20 protein-coding genes are annotated in these 17,729 nt (G+C 69.2%); 3 read left to right on the top strand and 17 right to left on the bottom strand.

Annotated features, from left to right (window positions below; translation table 11 throughout):
- Nucleotides 1-36 precede the first annotated feature (36 nt).
- Nucleotides 37-603 (top strand): cob(I)yrinic acid a,c-diamide adenosyltransferase, encoded by a 567-nt coding sequence (locus F9C12_RS31895; RefSeq protein WP_409185458.1) that lies wholly within the window; start codon nt 37-39, stop codon nt 601-603.
- Between the two features lie 33 nt (nt 604-636).
- Here the strand turns inward: F9C12_RS31895 and F9C12_RS31890 are convergent, their stop codons facing one another.
- The 17 genes from F9C12_RS31890 to F9C12_RS31810 all read right to left on the bottom strand — a co-directional run bounded on the left by F9C12_RS31890 (nt 637) and on the right by F9C12_RS31810 (nt 16,101).
- Nucleotides 637-807, bottom strand: a complete 171-nt coding sequence (locus tag F9C12_RS31890; protein ID WP_409462833.1) for a hypothetical protein — start codon at nt 805-807, stop codon at nt 637-639.
- A gap of 85 nt (nt 808-892) precedes the next feature.
- Nucleotides 893-1,327 (bottom strand): DUF2550 domain-containing protein, encoded by a 435-nt coding sequence (locus F9C12_RS31885; RefSeq protein ID WP_409185456.1) that lies wholly within the window; start codon nt 1,325-1,327, stop codon nt 893-895.
- 27 nt (nt 1,328-1,354) lie between these two features.
- On the bottom strand, nt 1,355-1,720 hold the full coding sequence (locus tag F9C12_RS31880) for a F0F1 ATP synthase subunit epsilon (protein ID WP_009082582.1): 366 nt from the start codon (nt 1,718-1,720) through the stop codon (nt 1,355-1,357).
- A 114-nt stretch (nt 1,721-1,834) separates the two neighbouring features.
- On the bottom strand, nt 1,835-3,262 hold the full coding sequence (atpD, locus tag F9C12_RS31875; protein WP_409185455.1) for a F0F1 ATP synthase subunit beta: 1,428 nt from the start codon (nt 3,260-3,262) through the stop codon (nt 1,835-1,837).
- Nucleotides 3,262-4,200 (bottom strand): F0F1 ATP synthase subunit gamma, encoded by a 939-nt coding sequence (locus F9C12_RS31870; protein WP_409462832.1) that lies wholly within the window; start codon nt 4,198-4,200, stop codon nt 3,262-3,264. Before F9C12_RS31870 ends, atpD begins: the two co-directional genes overlap by 1 nt.
- Nucleotides 4,201-4,211: 11 nt before the next feature.
- The gene (atpA, locus tag F9C12_RS31865; protein ID WP_409462831.1) at nt 4,212-5,849 is read right to left on the bottom strand and encodes a F0F1 ATP synthase subunit alpha; all 1,638 of its coding nucleotides are present in this window, start codon (nt 5,847-5,849) and stop codon (nt 4,212-4,214) included.
- 54 nt (nt 5,850-5,903) lie between these two features.
- A complete protein-coding gene (locus tag F9C12_RS31860) occupies nt 5,904-6,728 on the bottom strand; it encodes a F0F1 ATP synthase subunit delta (protein WP_409185452.1) in 825 nt (274 codons plus the stop codon).
- Between the two features lie 6 nt (nt 6,729-6,734).
- A complete protein-coding gene (locus F9C12_RS31855) occupies nt 6,735-7,289 on the bottom strand; it encodes a F0F1 ATP synthase subunit B (RefSeq protein WP_409185451.1) in 555 nt (184 codons plus the stop codon).
- A gap of 28 nt (nt 7,290-7,317) precedes the next feature.
- A complete protein-coding gene (locus F9C12_RS31850) occupies nt 7,318-7,572 on the bottom strand; it encodes a hypothetical protein (protein ID WP_009082593.1) in 255 nt (84 codons plus the stop codon).
- A gap of 58 nt (nt 7,573-7,630) precedes the next feature.
- On the bottom strand, nt 7,631-8,416 hold the full coding sequence (atpB, locus tag F9C12_RS31845; RefSeq protein WP_409185450.1) for a F0F1 ATP synthase subunit A: 786 nt from the start codon (nt 8,414-8,416) through the stop codon (nt 7,631-7,633).
- Nucleotides 8,417-8,801: 385 nt separating this feature from the next.
- Nucleotides 8,802-9,269, bottom strand: coding sequence for a hypothetical protein (locus F9C12_RS31840; protein ID WP_409185449.1), 468 nt, complete (start codon nt 9,267-9,269; stop codon nt 8,802-8,804).
- Nucleotides 9,270-9,320: 51 nt separating this feature from the next.
- Nucleotides 9,321-10,478 carry a glycosyltransferase family 4 protein gene (locus tag F9C12_RS31835; protein WP_409185448.1) on the bottom strand — a complete coding sequence of 386 codons (1,158 nt, stop codon included), beginning with the start codon at nt 10,476-10,478 and terminating at the stop codon, nt 9,321-9,323.
- 91 nt (nt 10,479-10,569) lie between these two features.
- Complete coding sequence (locus F9C12_RS31830) at nt 10,570-11,220, bottom strand: L-threonylcarbamoyladenylate synthase (RefSeq protein ID WP_409185447.1); 651 nt, start codon at nt 11,218-11,220, stop codon at nt 10,570-10,572.
- A 108-nt stretch (nt 11,221-11,328) separates the two neighbouring features.
- Nucleotides 11,329-12,525, bottom strand: a complete 1,197-nt coding sequence (locus F9C12_RS31825; protein WP_409462830.1) for a hypothetical protein — start codon at nt 12,523-12,525, stop codon at nt 11,329-11,331.
- Between the two features lie 116 nt (nt 12,526-12,641).
- Complete coding sequence (locus tag F9C12_RS31820; RefSeq protein WP_409462829.1) at nt 12,642-14,663, bottom strand: M6 family metalloprotease domain-containing protein; 2,022 nt, start codon at nt 14,661-14,663, stop codon at nt 12,642-12,644.
- Nucleotides 14,664-14,815: 152 nt separating this feature from the next.
- Nucleotides 14,816-15,682 (bottom strand): peptide chain release factor N(5)-glutamine methyltransferase, encoded by an 867-nt coding sequence (gene prmC / locus F9C12_RS31815; protein WP_409185444.1) that lies wholly within the window; start codon nt 15,680-15,682, stop codon nt 14,816-14,818.
- A 74-nt stretch (nt 15,683-15,756) separates the two neighbouring features.
- Nucleotides 15,757-16,101 (bottom strand): MerR family transcriptional regulator, encoded by a 345-nt coding sequence (locus F9C12_RS31810; protein WP_409462828.1) that lies wholly within the window; start codon nt 16,099-16,101, stop codon nt 15,757-15,759.
- 56 nt (nt 16,102-16,157) lie between these two features.
- Between F9C12_RS31810 and F9C12_RS31805 the strand changes: the two genes are divergently transcribed.
- Entirely contained in the window at nt 16,158-16,895 is a 738-nt protein-coding gene (locus tag F9C12_RS31805) for an alpha/beta fold hydrolase (RefSeq protein ID WP_409462827.1), read from the top strand.
- The gene (locus tag F9C12_RS31800) at nt 16,892-17,665 is read left to right on the top strand and encodes a TIGR03619 family F420-dependent LLM class oxidoreductase (protein WP_409462826.1); all 774 of its coding nucleotides are present in this window, start codon (nt 16,892-16,894) and stop codon (nt 17,663-17,665) included. Before F9C12_RS31805 ends, F9C12_RS31800 begins: the two co-directional genes overlap by 4 nt.
- Nucleotides 17,666-17,729 lie beyond the last annotated feature (64 nt).

Raw genomic sequence — 17,729 nt, 5'->3', positions numbered from 1 at the left:
AGTTTTGCCCGAACCCGGGCCGGTAGAGTCGGGCACATGGTGGTTCGCATCAACCGGGTCTACACGAAGGTCGGCGACAACGGCACGACCGCGCTCGGCGACGGCTCCCGGGTGCCCAAGACCTCGGCCCGGCTGTCCGCCTACGCCGACACCGACGAGGCCAATTCCGTGCTCGGCCTGGCGATCGCGCTCGGCGGGCTGCCCGACGAGATCACCGGCGTGCTGCGCCGGATCCAGAACGACCTTTTCGACGTCGGCGCGGACCTGTGCCTGCCGATCCAGGAAGACCCGCCGTACGAGCCGCTGCGCATCACCGAGGCGTATCTGGAACGGCTCGAGGGCTGGTGCGACGAGTTCAACGAACGCCTGCCGAAGCTCACGTCCTTCATCCTTCCGGGCGGCACCCCGGGCGCGGCGTTCCTGCACCAGGCGCGCACAGTCTCCCGCCGCGCGGAACGGTCGGCGTGGGCGCTGATGGAGGCCGAGCCGGACACGTCGAACCCGATCGCGGCCAAGTACCTGAACCGGCTCTCGGACCTGCTGTTCATCCTTGCCCGGCTGGCGAATCCCGACGGCGACGTACTGTGGCAGCCGGGCGGCTGAGGCAGCCGCCCTCCCCCACGGCGAGCTAGCGGGCTACCGGCCCCAGCCGGCCTCCTGAGCGGCCCAATAACGCTCGTAATCGACGTCCCACGTCGAATCCCGCCCCGGCTCGACGGCCTGGGCGGCACTGAGGTCCTCGAGCCGCACCGGCTCCGGCAGGCGCTGCCAGCGGCGGGCCCGGTCTTCCCGTTCTCGGGCGTCCATCTGCCCAGCGTAGCGCCGCCGAACCCGCGGCACGAGCAGCAAAAAAGCCCGCCACCGCGAACGGTGACGGGCCTTGCCGAAAAACTCACGAAGCTCGCGGCAGCCTTCGCCCCGGCGGGGCCGATTCGAGCCACGACAGGAACCCGGTCAGCGCACCCGGACCCATCGCGATCTCGATCGGTTCCTGGTCCGAGGACTCGCAGCGCAGCACCGTCGAGCCCTCAGGGACCGCGTACGCCTCGGTTCCGGACGGGTCCCGCCGGTCCGCGATCTGCATGCTTTCCCGCTGGAACACGCGATCCGGGCCGGTGCGCAGGCTCCACACGCGATACCAGACGAACTTCTCGCCCTCGTACCGGCCGAGGCCGAGGTGCCAGCTCGACCGCGGGCTGTCCGGACGCCACCGCAGCGCCACGCTGACGCCGCCGCCGCGGCGCATCCGGATCCACCGCTGGCCGTACCAGCCGACCACGACGACGAGCACGATCAGGAGCACTAGCACCACTACAGCGATCTGCACGGCCCGGCTCCTGCCCGTCTACTTCGCTCAGACCGACTGCCCGGCCGCGCGGAGCTGGGCCGTGGCCCTCGTCCGCTCCGCCTCGTCGCCGGTGCTGAGGGCTGCCTTCGCGGCGGCCACGTCGATTTCGTCGGACAGCTCGGCACTCTCCGCGAGCACGCTCACCCCGGTCGCGGTCACGGACAGGAACCCGCCGTGCACCGCGGCGGTCAGCACGTCGCCGTCCGTCGTGTTCACCTTCACCACGCCACCCTCGACGAGCTGGCCCAGCACCGGCTCGTGTCCGGGCATGATGCCGATCTCGCCCTCGGTGGTCTGCGCCACCACGAAGGTGGCGGTACCCGACCAGAGCCGGCGCTCGACGGCAACCAGCTCCACGGACATCTCAGCCACGTAGCACTCCTTCGCTCGGGGTGTCACCACCGAGTGTAATAGGTCTTGCTTCGGTTACGAGAACGGCGGGGGCCGTTGTCCATTGTGGACAGTGCCCCCGCCGGTCTCACGCACTCACTTGCCGGTGATCTCGTGGTACTTCTTCTCGAGGTCCTCGAGCCCGCCGATGCCCAGGAACGCCTGCTCCGGGTAGTGGTCGAAGTCGCCCTTGGTGATCCGGTCGAACGACTCGATCGTCTCGGCCAGCGGCACCGTGGAGCCCGGGATCTGCGTGAAGGCCTCGGCCACCAGCATGTTCTGGGACAGGAACCGCTCGATCCGGCGCGCCCGCTGCACGGTCAGCTTGTCCTCTTCGGAAAGCTCGTCCATGCCGAGGATCGCGATGATGTCCTGCAGCTCCTTGTACTTCTGCAGGATCCGGATGACCTCGGAGGCGACGCGGTAGTGGTCCTCGCCGACGATCGCCGGGTCGAGGATCGTCGAGGTCGACGCCAGCGGGTCCACCGCCGGGAAGATGCCCTTCTGGAACACCGACCGGGAAAGCTCGGTGGTGGCGTCCAGGTGGGCGAACGTCGTCGCCGGGGCCGGGTCGGTGTAGTCGTCCGCGGGCACGTAGATCGCCTGCATCGAGGTGATCGAACGGCCCCGGGTCGAGGTGATCCGCTCCTGCAGCTGGCCCATCTCGTCCGCCAGCGTCGGCTGGTAGCCCACGGCCGAAGGCATGCGGCCCAGCAGGGTCGACACCTCGGAACCGGCCTGGGTGAACCGGAAGATGTTGTCGATGAACAGCAGCACGTCCTGGTTCTGGACGTCGCGGAAGTACTCCGCCATGGTCAGCGCGGACAGCGCGACGCGCATACGCGTGCCCGGCGGCTCGTCCATCTGGCCGAACACGAGGGCGGTGTCGTTGATGACGCCGTCCTCGGACATCTCCAGGAAGAGGTCGTTGCCCTCGCGGGTGCGCTCGCCGACGCCGGCGAACACCGAGGTGCCGCCGAAGTTCCGGGCGACACGGGTGATCATTTCCTTGATCAGCACCGTCTTGCCCACGCCCGCGCCGCCGAACAGGCCGATCTTGCCGCCCTGCACGTACGGGGTCAGCAGGTCGACGACCTTCAGGCCGGTCTCCAGCATCTCCGTCTTGCCCTCGAGCTGGTCGAAGGCGGGCGGGTTGCGGTGGATGCCCCAGCGCTCGAGGTCGTCGCCGTAGCCGGGCTCGTCCAGGCACTCGCCGAGCGCGTTGTAGACGTGGCCCTTGACCTTGTCGCCCACCGGGACGGTGATCGGGCCGCCGGTGTCGGTGACCTCCGCGCCGCGGACGAGGCCGTCCTGCGGCTGCAGCGAAATCGTGCGCACGAGGTTGTCGCCCAGGTGCGCGGCCACCTCGAGGGTGACCGTCTTGCGCAGCTGCTCGAACTCGATCTCGACCTTGAGCGCGTTGAACTGCTCGGGAACGGAACCGCGCGGGAACTCGACGTCGACGACCGGCCCGGTCACCGAGACGATGCGCCCCTTGGCGCGCGGGGCTTCAGTACTGGTCATCAGTCATCACTTCCTGCTGCGGTGAGCGCGTTCGCGCCACCGACGATTTCGGAGATCTCCTGGGTGATCTGCGCCTGCCGGGCCTGGTTCGCCTCCCGCGTCAGCGTGTTCACCAGTTCGTTCGCGTTGTCCGACGCGGCCTTCATCGCCGTCCGGCGGGCGGCCAGCTCGGACGCAGCGGACTCGAGCAGCGCCGCGTACAGCCGGGTGTTGATGTACTTCGGCAGCAGCGCGGCCAGCAGCTTGTCGGCACTGGGCTCGAACTCGTAGCTCGGCAGCAGACCGGCCGGCTTCTCGTCCTCGCCCTCGGAGTACTCGACCTCGAGCGGCGCGACCCGCTTGGCGACCGGGCGCTGCGTCAGCATCGACACGAACTCGGTGTAGACGACGTGGATCTCGTCCACGCCGGTGATGCCGTCCGCGTTGCCCGAAGCGTCGTCGACCCCGGCGTTGAAGGACTTCACCAGCGTCTCGGCCGCCGCGACCGCGTCCGGGTAGGCCGGCTGGTCGGAGAAGCCCGTCCAGCTGCCGGCCACCGGGCGATTGCGGAACCGGTAGTAGTTCAGGCCCTTGCTGCCGGTGGTGTAGACGTCGACCTCCTTGCCCTCTTTTTTGAGGAGGGCAAGCAGCTCTTCGGTCGCCTTCAGCACATTGGAGTTGTAACCGCCGCACTGGCCCTTGTCACTGGTGACGACCAGGACGGCGGCACGCTTCGGGTTCGGGCGCTCGACCAGGAGCGGGTGGTCGAGGTTGGCCGCCGCGCCGGCCAGCGCCGAGAGCACCTTGGTGATCTCGTCCGCGTACGGCCGGGAAGCGGCGACCTTCGCGCGCGCCTTGGTGATGCGCGCGGTGGCGATGAGCTCCATCGCCTTGGTGATCTTGCCGATCGACTTCGTCGCCTTGATGCGCGAGCGAAGCTCCCGGAGTTGTGCGGCCATGGGCTACCAGCTCACTTCTTCGGGGCGGGCTTGTTGACCTTGACGGTCTCCTGCCCGACCTTCTCGGCGGCCATCGCGTCGGCGTTCGACTCGAGCGGCTTGCCCTCGGAGGTGGTGAACTCCTTCTTGAACTCGTTCACCGCCGCGATCAGCGCGTCGCGGGTGTCGTCCTCGAACTTGCCGGTGTCGCGGATCGCGCCCAGCACCTCGGCGTGCTTGCGCCGCGCCGAGTCGAGGAACTCCTGGTTGAAGCGGCGCACGTCCTCGGTCGGGACCGAGTCGAAGTAGCCGTTCGTGCCCAGGTACACCGTGGCGACCTGCTCCTCGACCGGAACCGGGGAGTACTGCGGCTGCTTGAGCACCTCGTACAGCCGGGCACCGCGCTCCAGCTGCGCCTTCGACGCGTCGTCCAGGTCCGAGGCGAAGGCGGCGAACGCCTCCAGCTCGCGGTACTGGGACAGGTCGATGCGCAGCGAGCCCGCGACGTTCTTCATCGCCTTGACCTGCGCGGCGCCACCCACGCGGGACACCGAGATGCCCACGTCGATGGCCGGGCGCTGACCGGCGTTGAAGAGGTCCGACTGGAAGAAGCACTGGCCGTCGGTGATCGAGATGACGTTCGTCGGGATGTAGGCCGACACGTCGTTGGCCTTGGTCTCGATGATCGGCAGCCCGGTCAGCGAGCCCGCGCCCAGCTCGTCCGAGAGCTTCGCGCAACGCTCGAGGAGACGGGAGTGCAAGTAGAAGACGTCGCCGGGGAACGCCTCGCGGCCCGGCGGGCGGCGCAGCAGCAGCGAGATCGCGCGGTAGGCGTCGGCCTGCTTGGTCAGGTCGTCGAACACGATCAGGACGTGCTTGCCCTCGTACATCCAGTGCTGGCCGATGGCCGAGCCGGTGTAGGGGGCGATCCACTTGAAGCCCGCCGAGTCGGACGCCGGGGCCGCGACGATGGTGGTGTACTCCATCGCGCCTGCCTCTTCGAGCGCCGACTTCACCGAGGCGATCGTGGAGCCCTTCTGGCCGACCGCGACGTAGATGCAGCGGACCTGCTTCTTCGGGTCGCCGGTCTCCCAGTTGGCCTTCTGGTTGATGATCGTGTCCACCGCGACCGCGGTCTTGCCGGTCTTGCGGTCGCCGATGATCAGCTGGCGCTGGCCGCGGCCGATCGGGGTCATCGCGTCGATCGCGGTGATGCCCGTCTGCAGCGGCTCGGACACCGGCTGGCGCTCGACCACCGAGGCGGCCTTGAGCTCCAGCGCGCGGCGGCCGGAGGTCTCGATCTCGCCGAGGCCGTCGATGGCCTGGCCGAGCGGGTTGACGACCCGGCCGAGGTAGCCGTCGCCGACCGGCACCGAGAGGACCTGGCCGGTCCGCTTGACCTGCTGGCCTTCTTCGATGCTTTCGAAGTCGCCGAGGATCGCCGCGCCGATGGAGCGCGCGTCCAGGTTCAGCGCCACGCCAAGGACGCCGCCCGGGAACTCGAGCAGCTCGTTGGCCATGGCCGAGGGCAGCCCTTCGACGTGGGCGATGCCGTCACCGGCGTCGGCGACGACGCCGACCTCTTCCCGCTCCACCGAAGGGGCGTAACTCGAGACGTAATTCTCGATCGCGTGGGCGATCTCGTCCGAGGAGATCGTCAGCTCCGCCATTTCGTTCCCGCTCTCGCTTCTCTTCTGTCCAGTGTGCAAAGTCTGTGGTGCCGCTCAGGCCCGGCTCAGCGTGCGGCGCACCGCCGCCAGCTGCCCGGACGTGCTGCCGTCGATGACCTCGTCCCCGACGCGGACGACGAGCCCGCCGCCGAGTGCCGGGTCGATCTCGACGTGCAGCGCGATCGGCCGCCCGTAGATGCCGTCGAGCTTGGTCCCGAGAAGGGCCCGCTGCTCGTCGGTGAGCGCGTTCGCCGAGGTCACGTACGCGACCGAGCGTTCGCGCCGCTCGGCGGCCAGCGTGACCAGCTTGTCGAGCGCGTTGCCGATGCCGCGCCCCTTGGCGCGCTGCACGGCCTGCTCGACCAGGGTCTCGACGACCGCGTCGACCTTGTCCGCGAACAGCCCGCGGACCAGGGTCCGCTTCGCGTCGGCGGGAGCGGCCAGGTCGGACAGCGCCGCCTCGAGTTCCGGGGCGCCCGCGACGATCCGCGCGACCTGGAACAGCTGAGACTCGACGGTTTCGATGTTCCCGGCCTTTTCGGCGGCGGTGAGCAGCGCCGAACGGCCGATCGACTCGAGCCCGTCCACCAGCTCGCGGGGACTGGACCAGCGGCTGCCCGCCACGGTGTCGAGCACCTTCAGGGCCTGCTCGCTCAGCTTTCCGTCGAACAGGCGGCGGACCAGGCCCTGGCGGCTCTCCGGAGCGACCGAAGAATCGCCGACCGCGCGGCGCAGGCCGATTTCGCGGTCAAGGAGGTCGACGACCGAGAGCAGCTCGTCCCCGACCTTCGCGGGATCGGCGCCCGCTCCGGCCAGCACCTCGCCGAGCGTGCGCTCGGCGAGGTCGAGCGCTTCACGGCTCGCAGCATGCAGCGTCATCTCTGGTTACTTCCCCGCTCCGTTAGTGGCCCCGGCGGTGTCCAGCTCCGCGAGGAACCGGTCGACGGTGCCGCGACGGCGCGCCTCGTCCTCGAGCGACTCGCCGACGATGCGGCCGGCCAGCTCGACCGCGTTGCGGCCCATTTCGGCCCGCAGCTCGGCGACGATCTGCGCCTTCTGCGCCTGCAGCTGGGCGTGGCCCTGCGCCACGATCCGCTGGGATTCGGCCTCGGCCTGCTCCCGCAGCTCCGCCTTGATCTGCTCGGCTTCGAGCCGGGCGTCGTCGCGGATCTTCGCGGCCTCGGAACGAGCGTCCGCCAGCTGCGCCTTGTACTCCGACAGCGCCTTCTCGGCCTCTGCCTGAGCCTTCTCGGCCTTCTCGATCCCGCCTTCGATCTTCTGCGCCCGCTCCTCGTACGCCTTCTCGAAACGAGGGACGACGTACTTCTTGAGGATGAACAGCAGGATCAGGAAGGCGACGATGCCGAGGATCAGTTCCGACCACTCCGGAACGATCGGATTGTGGGCTTCTGCTGCCAGCGCCACTTGGTTCTTCAGCACAACGTCTCCTTACGCGAGAGCGGACGACTCAGGCGGAGGCGATGAAGTAGATGACGATACCGATCAGAGCCAGCACCTCGGTGAGCACGAAGGTGGCGTAACCGATGCCCTGCAGCTTGCTCTGGGCCTCCGGCTGACGCGCGGTGCCGTTGATCACCGCGGCGAAGATCAGGCCCACACCGATGCCGGGGCCGATCGCGCCCAGGCCGTAGCCGATCGCGGCGAGGCCCTTGTTGAGGTTGATGGTCTCGGCGGCGGCCTGGGCCAGAACGATGTTGCTCACGTGCGTTTCCCTTCACTTCGGTCCGCGCACTCACGCGGATCGGGGTCTGTGTGTGTTCTCAGTGCTCCGACGCCAGCGCGGCGCCGATGTACCCCGCGGAAAGCAGGGCGAAGATGTACGCCTGGAGGCACTGGATGAACGCCTCCAGGAACGTCAGGCCGATGGCGAAGATCCACGCCACCAGCGACACCGGCTTCAGCGCGATGCTCGAGGTCTCGGTCAGCAGGAAGGTGCCGCCGAGGGTGAAGACCGCCAGGATCAGGTGTCCCGCGAACATGGCGGCGAAAACCCGGATGGCGAGCGTGAGCGGGTTGAGGAAGAACTTCTCCGCGAACTCGATCAGCGCGTACAGCGGCAGCACCGGACCGGGCACGCCGGCCGGGGCGAGCTCCTTCTTGAAGTACCCGCCGAGGCCGTGCTTCTTGATCCCGACGTAGTGGTAGACCGGGTAGACCACGAGCACCGACAACGCGATCGGGAACCCGAACCGCGCCATGGTGGGGAACTGCAGGAACGGGATGACCCCGTACAGGTTGTTCAGCAGGATGAAGGTGAACAACGCGAAGATGACCGGCACGAAGCGCTTGAAGTCCTTCGAGCCGATCTGCTCGCGGGCGATGTTGTTGCGCGCGAAGTCGTAGATGCCCTCGGCCACGAACTGGCCTTTGCTCGGAACGACCTTCAGCTTGCGCGTCGCCAGCAGGAAGTACCCCGCGATGATGATCACCGAGAGCACCACCAGAAGCATCGGCTTCGTGACGAAGCCGAACAACGGCGGCAGCTCAAAGCTTTCGGCGCCAGGGGGCGCGAAGGTCGCACCCTCGGTCAGTACCAGCGCGGCCACTGGGCTCCTCCCGGTTCTCCCGGCCGGCGTTCACTCCGCCGGGGGAATCGTCACGATCTGGACTTAACGTACCCGATACGCATCGGGACGCCGGAGGCGGCGGTACCCACCGTGCGCGGAGCCAATTCGCCGGTCTGCGCCCGAGGGATGTCTCGCGTGAACACTGCCCTGCGGTCTACTTCGGACCAGCTGTCGGGAGAGGCGGAACCATCCGGTCGCCACACTGCTGATCGCGGTTCGTCGTCGGGAGTGCGCGGCCGAGGCCGCCACCCATGACGCGGACCATACCAGCAGGTCAATCACTGCCGTACAGGCGTACTCCTTACCAGCCGAACGGTCCAGGACCTAGGTCCCGGATCCGGCTGGGACCCTTGTCCCGAACCCGTCAATTCGAGGCGGGAATGATGGTCGGAATACGCGCTTTGCGGAATGCCGCGAACTCCGCGGCGGCGGCCACGAGAATGGCGACGATCATCGTGATGCCCAGCGAAAGCGGGTGCAGCACGGTGACGCCCTTGAGCAGAGTGAGGGCGAGGAACAGCAGGATGACCTTCGCCGCGTAACCGCCGAGAGCGATGAGCATCACCAGCGACGGGTCCTGTCCGGCGGATACCTTCATCATGCCCAGCGTCGACAGCGAGGCGACCATCGCGAGCACGCCGCCGACCACCGCGCCGAGGAAGCCGTGCAGTCCGTTGAGGACGGTGAAAAGCACAATGCAGACCAGGATGAACGGCGGCGTGAACAGCAGCGAGGCACGCGTCATCGAGCGCGCGAGCTGGCGCACCGGAGCGGCGTGCGGGTTCTCCGGAGCTGCGGCCTGAGCCGTCTCGGGCGTCTCGGTGTCGCTCACTGCATTCGCTCCTCGTTCGGTTCGACCCGCCAGTATAGACCGGCCGCGGTTTCAGACGCCGTGCCGGTGCCGGGAACGCAGCCGGGGCACCAGCGAAACCAGCACCGCGACCGCCAATGCCGCGCCGATCGCCCAGAACACCACCGGGCTGTCGAAAATCGTGATGGACACCGCGCCGAAAGAAAGAATCCCGGCCCACAAATAGATCAACAGCACCGCGCGCCGTTGCGAATGGCCGATTTCCAGCAACCGGTGGTGCAGATGCATTTTGTCGGCGGCGAACGGGCTCTGCCCGCGCCGCGTGCGCCGGACGACGGCCATCACCAGGTCGAGCACCGGCACGAAAAGCACCGCGACGACGACCACCAGCGGCGACAGCAGGGCCAGCGCGTCCGAGGCGGAGAACCGGGTGTAGTTGACCCGTCCGCTCGCCGAGGTGGTGGCCCCGGCGAGCATCAGCCCGATCATCATCGATCCGGAGTCGCCCATGAAAATTTTGGCCGGCTGGAAGTTGTACGGAAGGAAACCGAGACAGGCCCCGGCGAGCGCGGCCGCGATGAGCGCGGGCGGGTACGAGCCGAAGTCGCCGCCCGCGCTGTCGAGAAGGCCGAGGGAGAACACGCAGGTGGCCGCCGCGGCGATGAAGCCGAGCCCGCCGGCCAGCCCGTCGAGGCCGTCGACGAAGTTCATCGCGTTGACCATCACCACGACCATCACGACGGTCAGCAGCGCGCCCTGGTTCTTGTCCAGCACCAGCACCGAGCCGATGGAATCGCCGTTGCCGCCCCACGGCACCCAGAACGACACCCACTGCACGCCGAAGATGACGAGGATCCCGGCGCACATGACCTGTCCGGCGAGCTTCGTCCACGCGTCGAGTTCGAACCGGTCGTCCAGGATGCCGATGAGCGAGATGACGCCCGCCGCGAGCAGCACGCCGACCGCGTCGTAGGAGACGTCGAAACCGTGGCTGAGCGCGGGAAGCTGGTGTGCGAGCCCCATCGCCGCGGCGATCCCGAGGTAGATGCCGACGCCGCCCATCCGCGGGATCGGCTTGACGTGCACGTCGCGCGCGCGGGGGTTGGCGATCGCGCCGATCCGGATGGCCACCCGCCGCACGACGCCGGTCAGCAGATAGGTCACGGCGGTCGCGGTCAGCGCGACGAGCAGGTACTCCCGGATCGGGAGAAGTCCTTGGACTACAGGCATGACCGCGTCACGCCCGCCGGGAGGTCGGAGTCACCGCGCCACGCTACCGCGCCCGCGTGCGGTCCCGGTGAACGGCAGTCACTTCCCCGGCTCAGTCCAGCGTCTCCTCGGCGACGCCGAGCACCTCGGCGATGGCGGCCTTGGTGACCGTGCCCTCGCGCAGCACCAGCGGCTTGTCGCCGGTCAGGTCCACGATGGACGACGCCACCGTTTCCCCGCTCGAACCGCCGTCGAGATACACCGACACCGCGTCGCCGAGCTGCTCCTTCGCGTCCTCGACGGTCGAGGCCGGCGAACGCCCGGAGACGTTCGCGCTCGACACCGCCATCGGGCCGACGTCGCGCAGCAGTTCGAGCGCGACCGGATGCAGCGGCATCCGCAGCATCACCGTGCCGCGGGAGTTGCCGAGATTCCACTGCAGACTCGGCGCGTGCGGCAGCACGATCGACAGATCGCCCGGCCAGAACGCCTCGATGAGCGCCCGCGCCTGCGGCGGAACGCCGAGCACCAGACCGTCCACAGTGGACCAGGAGCCGACGAGAACGCCGACCGGCATGTCGGGGCCGCGGTTCTTCGCCCGCAGCAACGCCTGGACGGCTCCGGAATCGAACGCGTCGGCGCCGATGCCGTACACCGTGTCCGTCGGCAGGACGACCAGCCGGCTCGACCGCACCGCGGCGGCCGCCGCGGACAGGCCTTCGGCTCGGGATTCGCGCTTGCCGCAGTCGTAGACCGCACTCATGACCGGAAGCCTATCCCCCGGTGCCCCGGGCAGGCGCTGCCGAGGTGCGTGAGGGGAACCCTGAAGGAATCAGAGTCAATGAGGGTTCCCCTCGCGGACAGTCGGCGGTCAGGCGCCGTAACTCGCCTGCTTGACCGCGAACACGTTCCGGTTCCCCTTGCCCTCCTGCAGGGACCACAGCAGATCCGCGCCCGCCGGGTCCTCCCAGTACGAAATGCTCTCCCCGCTGCTCACCCAGGCGTGCGTGGCCGGGCCCGCGGCCGGGGTCCAGTAGTAGAGCTGCTTCGCGGCGGAAGAGTTGAACCACCAGCGGCCGTTGTGCGAGGCCACGCCGTTGAGGTTGTACCAGGGCAGTTGCAGCGCCTGGCTCGCCGTCGTGGAGGCGGCGAACGTCGTCGCTCCCGAGGCGAACGGGAAGCGCACCGCGCGGGGGGCGCGGTTCGGGTAGTCGGTGCAGTCGGCCTTGCAGGTGTACTCGGTCATCACGATCGATTTGCTCACCCGGTCCAGCGAGATGCTCGACCAGGCCAGGTTGGTGCCGGACGTCGTGTGCGCGGCGACCGTGCCGACCTGCGGCAGGACGTAGCGGTAGTTGTGCGCGTAGTACTGGCCGCCGGAAAGGCCGATCTGGTCCGCCGTGCCGCCCGGGTTCACCTCGAGGATCTTGCGCATGTCGAAGACCCGCATGCCGCCGCCGGTGTCGGCGACGTACAGGTAGTCGCCGTACCAGGAGACGCCGCCGGCGTGGATCGGGATGTCCTTGTAGTTCGGCGAAGCGCTCGTGCCGGTCGGTTCGACCAGCAGGATCTTGCGGTACTTGTTCGGGTATGTCGCGTCCCAGTCGGCGAGCGTGATCCGGCTGCGGACCTGTTTGCCGCCGCACGCGTCGCGGGTGTACCAGCTGACCGCGACGAGCTGGTGCCCGTCGTAGTTCCCGCCGTTGCCGCCGCCGACCGCGTCGCGGCTGGTGGTGATGCCCTGCGGGTAGTTGGTGCAGTCGTCGTTGTCGCCGTCGTCGAACCGGAAACCGCCGGTGAGCCCGGCCGGGGCGAAGGTGGACGGCAGCGGTTGGCGGTCGTGGTTCGCGTTGTCCATGACGGTGTGCACCGGCACGGTGTGCAGCTTGGCCGAAAGACCGGAGTAGACCGCGTCGTATTTGTGGTAGTCCGAGGTCAGCGTGTATTGGCTGGCCGGGAGGGTGGTCGGGCCGGCCGCGGCGGACGCGCTGGCCGCGCTCGCGGTGAGCGCGCCGGCGGCGAGGAGCACCGCGCCGCAGGCCGCGGTGATGCGTTGACGCAAGAACATGACTCCCCCAGAAGTCTGATTGTTCGGCTGCCCCACGGTAGGGGGTGGCTCGATAGCGGGCAACCCAGTCAAAAGGCGCCATCCGCCGCCGAGGGCGGATGGCGCCTTTACTGGCTTCAGAACCCGATCGCGGTGCAGGCGGTCGTCGTGGTCTTCGCCGGGTCGGCGATCGACGTCGCGGTCAGCCGCACGCGAGCGGTGTGCGGTGCGCCCGCCGACCGTTTCGCGTACGCCTGGATTTGCGTCGAGCCGCCGAATTTCGCGGTGGCCAGCGCGTTCGGGAGCCGGACCTCCCAGCCGCGGGTGTCGGTGGACGCGGTCAGCCGGTAGGTGTCCTGGTCGTACGGGGCGGTCGCGCCGCGGGCCGAGCCCTGGTTCGAAAGGCGGAAGTCGCAGGTAGCGAGACCGCCGTTGGCGAACGCGGGCAGTGCGGGCCACAACCACGCGCCGCGCGTCTGCGGTCCGGCACCGTCGAGCGACGCGACAGTGACCGTGTACGACAGCACGCCACGGCTGTCCCGGTCGAGGTCGGTGACGAGGAACCGCAGCCGGTTGGCCTCGTCGGTGTACTCGTAGCCGCTGGACGCGCCGGTGCCCGCCTTGAACGTGGCGTCGTTGAGCTGCCGGTAGTCGCCGACGGTGATCTTGACCGGCGTCCCGTCCGGGCGGACGTAATCGGTCAGGTTGATGTCCTGCGGGTTCGCGTCCACGATCCATTCGAACGGTGCGGCGTCGCGGTTTTTGGTCTTGGCCAGCAGAACGCCGGAGTCCGGGGCGAACGAGTCCGAACCCATCCGGTCGACCACCTCGACGCTGTAGTGGTCGTACCCGCCGCCGTCGCACTTCGGGTCCTTCGCCGGATCGCACTTGGGCGAACGGTCACCTCCGGTGAGCGCGATCGTGATGCCCGCGTACGCGCCTTGCTGCGGCTCCGCTTCCCGCGCGGTCACGCGTGCGGTGACCGGACCCGTCGTGGCGAGCTGGTTCCGGTCGAGGCTCAGCACGGACTTCGGATCGACGATGCCGAGCTTGAGTTTGTTGCGCAGCATGTGGTGCGCGCCCATCGAACCGCCTTCGGTGGCCGGGATCTGCCACCGCGTGTGCGGGCCGCCGGGGCCGTTGAAACTGCCGCGCGACAACATTTCCCACGGTCCGGTGTAGGACCGCCGGGGCGGGTTGCCGAACGGGTTGTTGTAGTTGTCGCCGATGCCGAGGATGTGGCTGAACTCGTGCGCGAACACACCCTGGCCGGAGCTTTCCGCCTGGGTCGAGGATCCGTTGGCCGCGTTGGGCCAGATGCTCGCCGCCGAGGCCCACGACGTCCACGGCACGTACCGCGTGTGCGCCCAGTTCTGGTCGCCGGGTTTGCTGCCCGGCGGACCGAATTCGGCGGGCACGTTCTCCTTCGCGCCGAACTTCATCTCGCCGAATTCCTGCCACGTCGAGCTTTCGTCCTGGCCCGCGGAAAGGAAGAAAATGAAGTCGAACTGGCCGGCCACCGGCCCGACGTCGGCCCGCCACGCGTCGCCCGCGTCCTTGCGCAGGTCCCGGGTGCAGTCGGCGTCCGCCGGGCAGTCCTGCGGCTGCATTTCCATGCCGTACTCGAAGGATTTGCCCGGCATCCGGTAGGGGCCGAACGCGGTGAGGTCGACGCCGAACCGGCCGCCGGAGTCCTCCATCCAGTACTCGTTGATGGTGTGGCCGTGGTTGAGCGGTTCGGGTTTGTTGAGGAAATCCTGGTAGTGCTGGGCAACTTTCTCCCGCGGCAGATTGCTCGCCGACGGCGACGGATTGCCGAAAACGGTCGAATGCGGCGATTTGGTGACCACGAAATCCGCGTCCGGGTAGTCGGCCAGCACGACGGCGCCCTTGAACTTGCGCACGGTCGGTTTCAGCGACGGGTCGGCCCAGTTGGTGCCGGGCACCTGGCGGTAGTCCTGCCAGGTCATGCTCGCCTGGTCGGCCCAGTGTGCGGAGTCCAGCGGCGCGGGCCAGCCCCGGGTGAGCGGATCGGCGGCGGCGGTCCCGGCGAGCAACGCGGGAGCCAGCGCCGCCACCGCCACGACGACGGCGGCCCGGGTGGTCCGGCTTCGGGTGATCCGGGTGCGGTGATCCCGGCGGGGTAAGGGGGATCTCATCTCGCTCCTCGCTTCTCCGCCGGTCCGCCCGGCGGTCCCGAGGCCCGACGCTAACGGTGATCGTTAGGCGAGCGAACGAAAGCCACCCCGCTGCCGCACGACGAAAGTCGGGCAGGACGAACGCAAAGGTGCGAATGGCGCAGCGCGAAACCTCAGCCGAGACGGCGAGCGGTGACGAACCGCGGCCGCCCGCTGTAGTCGGGGTGGTCCTCCACCCCGGTCAGCACCCGCCGCGCCCGCACCAGCGCGGGGACCGCCGAACCGTGCGTGTCGTCGTGTTCGATGGCCAGTCCGCCGCCCGGTCGCAGCAATCGGGCGCCGGCCGCGATCGCGTGCCGGATCACCGCCAGCCCGCTCTCTTCGGCGAAGACCGCGCGTGCCGGGTCGTGTTCGCCGACCTCCGGCGGGACCGGCGTGCCCTCCGGCACGTACGGCGGGTTGCAGAGCACCAGGTCCACGAGACCGTCGAGTTCGGCGAACATCGTCGGGTCGGCGATGTCGCCGGAGTAGAGCCGGATCGGGGTGTTGCCTGCCGCGCTGTGCACGTCGGCGTTGTGCCGGGCCCAGGCGAGCGCCTGCGGGTCGACGTCCACCGCGTAGACCACCGCGTCCGGGCGTTCGTGCGCGAGCGCCAGCGCCAGCGCGCCGGAGCCGGTGCACAGGTCGACCACCACCGGGTATTCGCGGCCCTGCAGGAATTTCACGCCCCATTCGAGCAGCAGCTCGGTTTCCGGACGGGGGACGAACACGCCCGCGCCGACGTTGACCGTGATGTTGCCGAGCGCGGCCCATCCGGTCAGGTACTGCAGCGGGATCCGCTTGGCGCGCTGCGCGACCAGCTGGCCGATCGCGTCGATCACCGGCGGGTCGACCAGCGGCACCATCGGCAGCCTGCCCCGGTCGACGCCGAGCACGTGCGCGGCGATGAGATCCGCGTCCGACCGCGGCGATTCCACGCCCGCCTCGGTGAGGATCCGGGTGGCCTCCATGATGGCCAGGCGCAGCGGCTGCCGATTCACTGGTCGTCCTTCACTCGTCGAAACTCCCCCGGAGGGGGTGCTGCTTAGCGTATCGACCCCCGGCCGCCCGGGCCTCACGCCTGGCCGAGATACCCGGACAGGACTTCGCGCCGCTGAGCGAGATCCCCGATCCGGCGCTCCACTTCGGCCAGTTCCCCGCGCAGCCTGCGCACCAGATCGGGGCACAGGTCGAGGTGCGCGGCGGGACCGCTCGCGCAGTCGAGCATTCCGGCGATCATCTCCGTGGTCAGGCCCGCGGCCAGCAGTTTCCGGATCTGCGCCACCCGGACGACGGCCTCCTCGTCGTACACCCGGTACCCGCTCGAATTGCGCACCGAGGGCAGCAGGCCCTGTTCGCCGTAGTACCGCAGCAGCCGCGGCGCGACGCCGGTGCGCTGCGCGAGTTCGCCGATCAGCATCCGATTTTCCCCCGCTTCTGGCCTTCACACTGGTGTCAATCCTTAACGTCGCGACCATGACAGAACATTTCGCTCCCCTGGTCGTCGGAAAGGGCCCCGGCCTGCTGCTCGCGCACGGCGCGGGCGGCGGGGTGACCGCCAACTTCGGCCCGCTCCTGGACGACCTCGCCCGCACGCACACCGTGGTCGGGGCCGATTACCCGGTCGCCGGCGGCACCCTCGACGAACTGGCCGACGGACTGGTCGCGACCGCCGTCGACGCCGGGGTCGAGAAGTTCACCGTGCTCGGCTACTCGCTCGGCACGGCCGTCGCGGTCCGCGTGGCCACCCGGCATCCCGAACGCGTGACCGGACTCATCCTCACCGCTGGTCTCGCCCGGCCGGACGCGCGGATGGAGCTGGCGCTGGACTTGTGGGCGCACCTGCTGGACGGCGACCGCACCTTGCTCGCCAAGTACCTGCTGCTCGTCGCCGCCAGCGAGCCGTTCCTCGATTCGCTCACGCCGGACCAGCTCGCCGCGGCGGTCGACGGGCTGGCCGCGTCGGTGCCCGCGGGCACGGCGAAGCAGGTCGAGCTGGTCCGCTCGGTCGACACCCGGGCGGAACTGGCGTCGATCGCGGTCCCGACGCTGGTGATCGCCACGACGCTGGACTCCCTCGTGCCGCCGCGGCATTCGCGCGAGCTGGCCGAGGGCATTCCGGGAGCGGACCTGGTCGAGATCGCTTCCGGGCACGGCATCGCCGACGAAGCGCCGGAAGCCTGGCTCGCCGCGATCCGGAAGGCGCTGGGATGAGCCGCCAGGCGGTCCTGCCGAACGAATCGCCGGACCTGACCCCGCGACGGCTCGCCGACCTCGCCCGGCTGGCCGAGGAACTGGGCTACGAATCCGTCTGGCTGCCCGACCACGTGCTGCCGCCGGAACCGTTCGGCGAGGTCTTCGGCGGCGTGTACGAACCGCTGGCCACGCTCGCCTACCTGGCCGCCGCGACCGAACGCGTCCAGCTGGGCGTCTCGGTGATCATCGTGCCGCTGCGCGAACCGCATCTGCTGGCCAAACAGGCCGCGACGATCGACCGGCTGTCCGGGCACCGGCTGGTCCTGGGCGTCGGCGCGGGGTGGAACGAGCCGGAGTTCGCCGAGATCGGCGCGGATTTCTCCCGGCGCGGGGTGACGTTGGACGACACGCTTTCCCTGCTGGACCAGCTGTTCACCACCGGACGGGGCCGCGCTGGCGGGTACTTCGAACCGCGGCCGGAGGGGCGGATCCCGATCCTGGTCGGCGGGAACTCGCCGGCCGCGCTCCGCCGGGCGGTCCGGGCCGGGGACCAGTGGCTCAGCGCGGGTCTCTCGCCGGAGGCGTTCGCGGAACGGGTCGCGAAGCTGGATCAGCTCGATCCGGAGCGGCGGGTGCGGCGGATCGCCCGGCAGCAGTTCGACGAAACAACCGCCGTCGAGACCTACCGCGCGTATCGGGCGGCGGGCGCGGACGCGGTGGCGGTGCACTTCGGTGCGCACGAGGGCTACGAGGAGCGGATGGCGGCGTTCGCGGCCGCGACCGAGTGAAGCGGACCGGGTCTGGTGAGCGTTCCCGCCGGTGAGAACGCTCATGAGGCCCGCCGCCCCGCCC

Source organism: Amycolatopsis sp. GA6-003 (assembly GCF_046267895.1).
Classification (GTDB): Bacteria; Actinomycetota; Actinomycetes; order Mycobacteriales; family Pseudonocardiaceae; genus Amycolatopsis.
Note: the sequence above shows the minus strand (reverse complement) of the source record. Positions and strands in the feature narration are given on the sequence as shown.